The 6262-nt window shown below is 39.5% G+C and carries 5 protein-coding genes and 2 rRNA genes; 1 reads left to right on the forward strand and 6 read right to left on the reverse strand.

Annotated elements, in window-relative coordinates:
- The 4 genes from EUAN_RS11920 to EUAN_RS11935 all read right to left on the reverse strand — a co-directional run.
- Positions 1–116 (reverse strand): 16S ribosomal RNA (locus tag EUAN_RS11920); the annotation flags it as partial.
- Between the two features lie 339 nt (positions 117–455).
- On the reverse strand, positions 456–743 hold the full coding sequence (locus tag EUAN_RS11925) for a DUF503 domain-containing protein (RefSeq protein WP_071064804.1): 288 nt from the start codon (positions 741–743) through the stop codon (positions 456–458).
- Positions 744–794: 51 nt separating this feature from the next.
- Positions 795–2978: a PEP/pyruvate-binding domain-containing protein gene (locus EUAN_RS11930; RefSeq protein WP_071064806.1), complete on the reverse strand. Its 2184-nt coding sequence runs from the start codon at positions 2976–2978 to the stop codon at positions 795–797.
- Positions 2963–3475 (reverse strand): pyridoxamine 5'-phosphate oxidase family protein, encoded by a 513-nt coding sequence (locus tag EUAN_RS11935; RefSeq protein WP_169817395.1) that lies wholly within the window; start codon positions 3473–3475, stop codon positions 2963–2965. The genes EUAN_RS11930 and EUAN_RS11935 overlap by 16 nt, the downstream gene beginning before the upstream one ends.
- Before the next feature lie 120 nt (positions 3476–3595).
- Here EUAN_RS11935 and EUAN_RS11940 point away from each other — a divergent pair, with 120 nt between their 5' ends.
- Positions 3596–3898 (forward strand): Dabb family protein, encoded by a 303-nt coding sequence (locus tag EUAN_RS11940; protein ID WP_071064808.1) that lies wholly within the window; start codon positions 3596–3598, stop codon positions 3896–3898.
- Positions 3899–3924: 26 nt separating this feature from the next.
- Here EUAN_RS11940 and EUAN_RS11945 read toward each other — a convergent pair whose 3' ends face one another.
- Positions 3925–5925 carry a methyl-accepting chemotaxis protein gene (locus tag EUAN_RS11945; RefSeq protein ID WP_071064810.1) on the reverse strand — a complete coding sequence of 667 codons (2001 nt, stop codon included), beginning with the start codon at positions 5923–5925 and terminating at the stop codon, positions 3925–3927.
- Between the two features lie 219 nt (positions 5926–6144).
- Positions 6145–6261 (reverse strand): 5S ribosomal RNA (gene rrf, locus EUAN_RS11950).
- Between the last annotated feature and the right edge of the window lies 1 nt (position 6262).

Consider the following 6262-nt stretch of genomic DNA (forward strand, 5'->3'; position numbering starts at 1 on the left):
GCCGCTAGATCATTCGAATTCCGACCGAAGTTTTCCTTCGAGTTCTCTCGCTCGACTTGCATGTGTTAAGCACGCCGCCAGCGTTCATCCTGAGCCAGGATCAAACTCTCATTTAAAAAGTTTATCTTGGTCAGTCTTGCTGACTGTTTTTTCAGTTTTTTTGGATGTCTGATCATCCGTTAATTTGATCTCCCTTGCGGGCGATCTTAAGGAATTAACTTGCTTTTTACTGTTCAACTTTCAAAGTTCATTGTCGCCAGCACTTGTTCCCCGCTGACTACTTTATCTACTATATCATAACCAGTTCGTGGTGTCAATAGCTTTTTTAATCTTTTTTTAACATTTCTTTAATGCTGTCTTAACTTTACTGTGTTTCTCTTTCGCCATCTCTCAGAGACAACTTGCTTATCTTAACACTATATCGCATGCATGTCAATAGTTTTTAGTCTTTATTTTCAAAAACTTATTATCTCAATTTCATAGTCATATATCTCAGCCTCAGAATTGGCCTCTATATAGTTTAGTATATTGTCTAGTATGCTGTTGGCATGAGCTGTATCAGTTGTCACACAAGACACTCCCAAGACTATGTCTTGGTGTGTATCTTGGCTTTCCACTTCTGCAACTGATACATTGTATTTATTGCTCACTTTTGAGGTCAAGCTTCTGAGCTCCATTCTTTTCTCTTTAAGCGAGTGCACCCAGGCAGCTCTCATTTTAACTTTCATAACTCCAACTACCATGTCTATACTTCCTTTCTGATTTACCTATTTAAACAATATTAACATCCTATCCTATATATCAAAAAGCCTGTTGCCAACAGTGACTATGCCTAGATCTCCATTCACAGTGACTGTATCTCCTGTCTTTATAAGCTTTGTGACTTTTGTGACTCCATTTACCGACGGAATGTGAAGCTCTCTCGCTATTATAGAGCTGTGAACTAGCATTCCTCCTCGCCTCTCCACAATTGCTCCCGCAAGGGAAATTATAAATGTCATCTGTGGCTGTACCGAGTCGAATATCAGGACTTCTCCACGCTCTACATCTGCAAAGTCATCTACCGATTTTATAATTCTAGCTTTCCCAGTGTATATCCCAGGAGATGAGGGCTGTCCCAAAAGCTGTCTAGGCTCCGCCCTATCTATACCTCTATCTTTTTCGTCTATAGACGTGTTCAGCTCTACTGCTTCTCCTGAATATATACCTCTGCAAATTTTTCCCCAATCTTTTGGATCTAACTTTTTGGGGATAGACTTCACTTGCCCTCTTTCCTTTAGAAGTTTCAGACCTTTTTTCATGAATATCAAGAGCTGATTTTCAAGTTTGCCTAAAAGTATATTGTCGTCGTCTCTCAACTTCCAGCTCAGTCTTCCCACTCTGAGCCATATCTTTGCTTCCTCTAGCACCGCTTTTTCTGTTGCCTTTTCGAAGTAATTGTCTGCGTACTCATCCAGCTCTGCTATATCAGCTCTATCTGTTTCTGATTCTTCTGACATTCTTAGAATTACTCTGATTGGTATTTCCGGCCTTTCCTCTAGACTCACACCTTCGTAGCCTACACTCATATTTTGCTTCAGAAAGTTCAGCACCTCTTCTGAAAGCGGTGTTCCGATTTCTTCTATCTCTTCTATAAGTCCCTCTCCCTTGACTCCAGAATCTAAAAGCTCGTTCAGCTTTTCTTTAAAGTTTTTTTCAGACTTTATAGACTCCGAAATCCTCTTCATATCTTTGTTCCTTCTATAAGCCAGTAGCTCCTGGCTCTTGAGCAAGTATATAAATTCATAGGTATCTTCTGGATTCACAAGGTCGTTGTAGAATATCCCAAAGTTTCTGATTCCATGCGCAAACGGTATGAATTCATCCCAGTAGACTTTTGCCCACCTTTCATAGCTTTCTCCTCTCAATTTAAGCTCTTCGAGCAGATCTTCTTCTGAAATTCCATCTGGAGATACCTTGGAAAATACCTCTGCCTCTTCTTCAAGCGCAGGTATGAGCTTTTTCTCCACCCTTTCCGCAAGCTCTATGAGGCTGTCTCCTCTTGGTGTAAGCTTTAGATACCACTTCCGCTCCGATACAGGGTCTTCTCCTATTGATGTAATCGGCCTAACTTGAAGCACTGTAAATCTATCTTTGATTCCAGTCCACTCTATATCTACTGGCTCTCCAAAGATAGACTCTATCCGAATCGACTTTTCAAAAATATCCATTGCAGTTTGTTCGCTCAGTATTTCTTTTTCACCTCTCAAGGTATGTTCCTTGATATTTAGAGTTTTCCTGTCTATTTTCACCCTTTCAGGCATCTCAACATTGTCTACTAGAAAGTTTAGCGCTCCACTTACAGTCTCTATAACTAGACTGTCTTCACTCTGGGATGGATCTTTGGTAAATGTTATCCCCGATATGTCTCGCTTCTCCATCTTCTGTATCAAAATTGCCATTGAACTCCTTGATGAGTCCAATTCTTTTTCTTTTTTGTACAGCAATGACCTGTCGTTCCAGAGCGAAGCCCATACTAGCTTGGTTTTTTCCAATATGTCTTTCTTCTTAACATTTACAAAAGACTCGTGTATGCCTGCATAAGAGTACGTTTTAGAGTCTTCTTCTACCGAAGAGGATCTTATGGAAAAAAGCTCATCTTCTCCCCATTTAGAAAGCCTGTGATCGAGCTCTCTTTCCAGCTCTTCTGGAATTTTCCCCTTCATAAAAGCCGACCTTATTCTGAGTGCAGAGTCCCAGATCTCTTCCCATCTCATATCGTCAAAAGACTTTCTAGTAACCTCTTTATCTATTAGATAGTACAGCTTATTGCTGTTTAAAAAAAGCCTATATCCTTCAGTAGTTATGCAAAATCCATCTGGAACACTATAACCGGCATTCTTGCATAGAGATATATTTCTAGACTTTCCTCCCACTACTTCAACAGCTTTCTTATATGCACTGTCTAGCGACACCGTTAGCTTCACTCTGGCTTCCATTGAAATACCTCCTGAAATCTTCTCACATATACATAACTCGATACCTCTATAACTATTGTAGAAGTGGTCTTTGACTTTACAAACTGCTCTAAGTTAGGATGCTTTCTTATTATGAGATCCTCCCAAGCAGCGCTTTCCTCTTTCTCTGCCACTCTTGCCCTGCCTATTGCAGTTACTGCACTTATTTTATTCAGATTTTTAAATCCTTCTGATCTATTGTCTACAAGAACTGATACCTTTTCGTGCTCTTTTATGAAATTGTACTTTCTGGTTTCTGTGGGAGTTGAAAACAATATGTACTTCATATCGTCTGTGGATGCAAAGCTTATAAGGCTAGTATAAGGCTGGTCTCTTCCAGTTGTAGCTAGCACCCCGAACAGTTCATCCTGACACAGATACCTCACAGCTTCTTCCACTGTCTTCTTGCTCTCTGCAATGCATACACCTTCTTTGCAGGAGTCTATCATAACCGATTCATCGTAGTAGTTTTTTTTCATCTCAAAATCTCCTCGTCTGGATAGCATAAGATATATTTTTTAATATCTACCCATTTTAATGTACAGTAACGTATTCTTTTTGATAGAATGTAGCTATATTTTATATAAGGGGGAATAGACTTGCTAAAACATATAGTCATGTGGACTTTCAAAGAAAATGCACTTGGAAAAAGCAAGATAGAAAACATACTTAAGGCTAAGAAGATGATTGAACACTTGGAGCATATAGTTGATGGAATCTTGGAGCTAGAGCTCGGAGTAAACAAGGAAGGACTTACAGGCTCCTATGACCTTGTACTTTACTCGGTTTTTAAAGATAAATCTGGATTGGAATCTTACCAGACCCACCCAAGTCACCTTGAAATAATAGACTTTATGAAAGAAGTTGTAGATGTCAGAGCTTGTGTCGATTATGAAATATAAAAAGCACTCCGAAGGAGTGCTTTTTATTATACCTTGAATATATTTATCTCTTGTATCAACTTCTCGGATAGTCTATTTAGTGATTCTGCTGACCTTGCCACTTCATCGCTTGCAAGTGTCTGCTGCTCCACCGAAGCTGTAACCTCTTCAGATGCAGCCGCTGTCTCTTCCGATACAGATGATATGCTCTCCATAGCCGAGACTACATTTTCCTTGTCCTCGTTCATGGATTCTATAGAATGCCCCATGGACTCAAGCTTGACTGTTATGTCGTCTATTAGAGACGAGATCGTATCAAATGACAGCCCTACTTTTTCAACAGCGCTATTTTGAGCTTCATTTCTTTCTTTAACAGCTCCCATGGCTTTCACGGTTTCCCCACTTTTAGCTTGTACAGATAGGATTATGTCTTTTATGTCATTTGAAGATCCTTTTGACTGCTCTGCCAATTTTCTTATCTCTTCTGCAACAACTGCAAATCCCTTCCCAGCTTCCCCAGCTCTTGCGGCCTCTATTGAAGCGTTGAGTGCAAGCAGGTTAGTCTGTTCGGCTATGGCGTCTATTGCATCTAATATCTCCCCTACCTGGCTTATATCTGCGTCTAACGCTATTATCTCTTCTTCTATCATGTGAGTACTCTTGTTGTTCTCCTCTGTCTTGCTCCTAAGTTCAGACACGACTAAAGTGCTCTCCCTGTTGGTTGCATTTATATTCTCAACAGAATCAAGTGTGTCAGCTGAGACTTTATTTAAGTCGTCTAGCTTCATAGACAGCCCTGTAACTAGTGAGACACCTCTTTCAGTATCTGCAGCTTGCTCAGACGCTCCATGTGCTATTTCTTCAACTGTTCTTGCTATCTCTTCTGCTGAAGCAGTTGTTTCTTCTGAAGAAGCCGCCAGTACATGAGCTGAATCTGAGACTTCTGCGGAAACATCCTTTACGTCCATGATAAGCTTTCCAAGCTTATCTGTCATTTTATTAAAGCTATCTGCAAGTATTCCTATCTCATCATGATTTTTGACATCTACTTTTTCAGTCAGATCTCCTTCAGCCATTTTCTGAACACTGTGGACTATTCTCTTTATAGGCTTTATTATGCTGTTTGAAAATAAAACAGAGACTATAATACCTGCAATTATCACTGCAATCCCTACAGCAAGTATTGATATCATCATATTCCTGACACTGCTGTTTATATCGTCCAGCATTATTATAGTAACTAGCTTCCAATCTGTGTTTTCAAGTTTAGTTACTACCTTTATTTCTTCAGTTTCCACCCCATCAGGATTTACATAAACATCCTGATAAAGCTTGTACTCTTCTTCAAAGTCTGCGAACTGCTCGTATCCTACAAACTCCCTTCCAAAGTCACCTTCGAACTTGGAGCCCGCTATACTTCCTTTACTGTCTACTAGAAGTGGGTATCCATTCTCTCCTATGTCCATTTTCTCAAATAGTTCTTGAAAGTGAGTTGAAGGAATCTCTATCCCTACGACCCCAACAGTTTGCCCATCCTTAACTATAGGTCCACTTACAGTTATAAACTTTTTCCCTGAGCTTTCATATATATCAGTTATATCGACCTTTTTGTCTGAAACTGGATTTTTAAACCAGTCCATTTCCGAAGCATTTATATCGTTTGTCTTGCCTTCACTGTTTATTGATATCGCCTTTCCATTCATATCTGACAGAACTACACTCGAAACCTCAAACTCTTTTATGAACTTCTGTATATAAGACTTTGCCATATCCCCATTTGCCTTTTTTTCTTCCTCTGTGGCCCCAGAGTTGAAGTTCACCACCTGTTCTTTCCCTGATATGAATTTTACTTTATCCATGTAACTTTCTAAATATGCATCTGTAGATCTAGCTATCTCATCCCCAATTGCCAATCCAAACATCTCATACTGGCTGAGCATATTTTTGTCCGAAGACCTATACGAAATAAACCCAAGCAGTAAAGATGGTATCAATACTAGTGAAATCATTATCGCCAGCATCTTTGTTTTTATAGACCTGCTTTTCAAAATTAACCGCCTCCTAACTATACTATTTATATACCGAGTATTTTATCGGCATATTGATTGGCTTTTATTAGAGTTCGCCATCAAATGTTCACATTTTTTTAGTTCTGTATGTATATTTTTGTGAATAAATATAAAAAAAGGCATTGGTCTTTCACTAACCAATGCCTTGAAAACTATTCTATTCTTTTAATTTATATATGTATTCTCCAAAAAATAAAAAACCAGCGACGTCCTACTCTCCCAGGTCGCTTCCAACCAAGTACCATCGGCGCTGAAGGGCTTAACTTCTGTGTTCGGTATGGGAACAGGTGTGACCCCTTCGCTATCGTCACTGGAT

This window comes from Andreesenia angusta (genome assembly GCF_001855385.1).
GTDB lineage: Bacteria > Bacillota > Clostridia > Tissierellales > Gottschalkiaceae > Andreesenia > Andreesenia angusta.

Excerpts from the sequence above, each read along its gene's own strand:
- EUAN_RS11925 (WP_071064804.1), bottom strand. The coding sequence starts at position 743 with ATGGTAGTTGGAGTTATGAAAGTTAAAATGAGAGCTGCCTGGGTGCAC.
- EUAN_RS11930 (WP_071064806.1), bottom strand. The coding sequence starts at position 2,978 with ATGGAAGCCAGAGTGAAGCTAACGGTGTCGCTAGACAGTGCATATAAG.
- EUAN_RS11935 (WP_169817395.1), bottom strand. The coding sequence starts at position 3,475 with ATGAAAAAAAACTACTACGATGAATCGGTTATGATAGACTCCTGCAAA.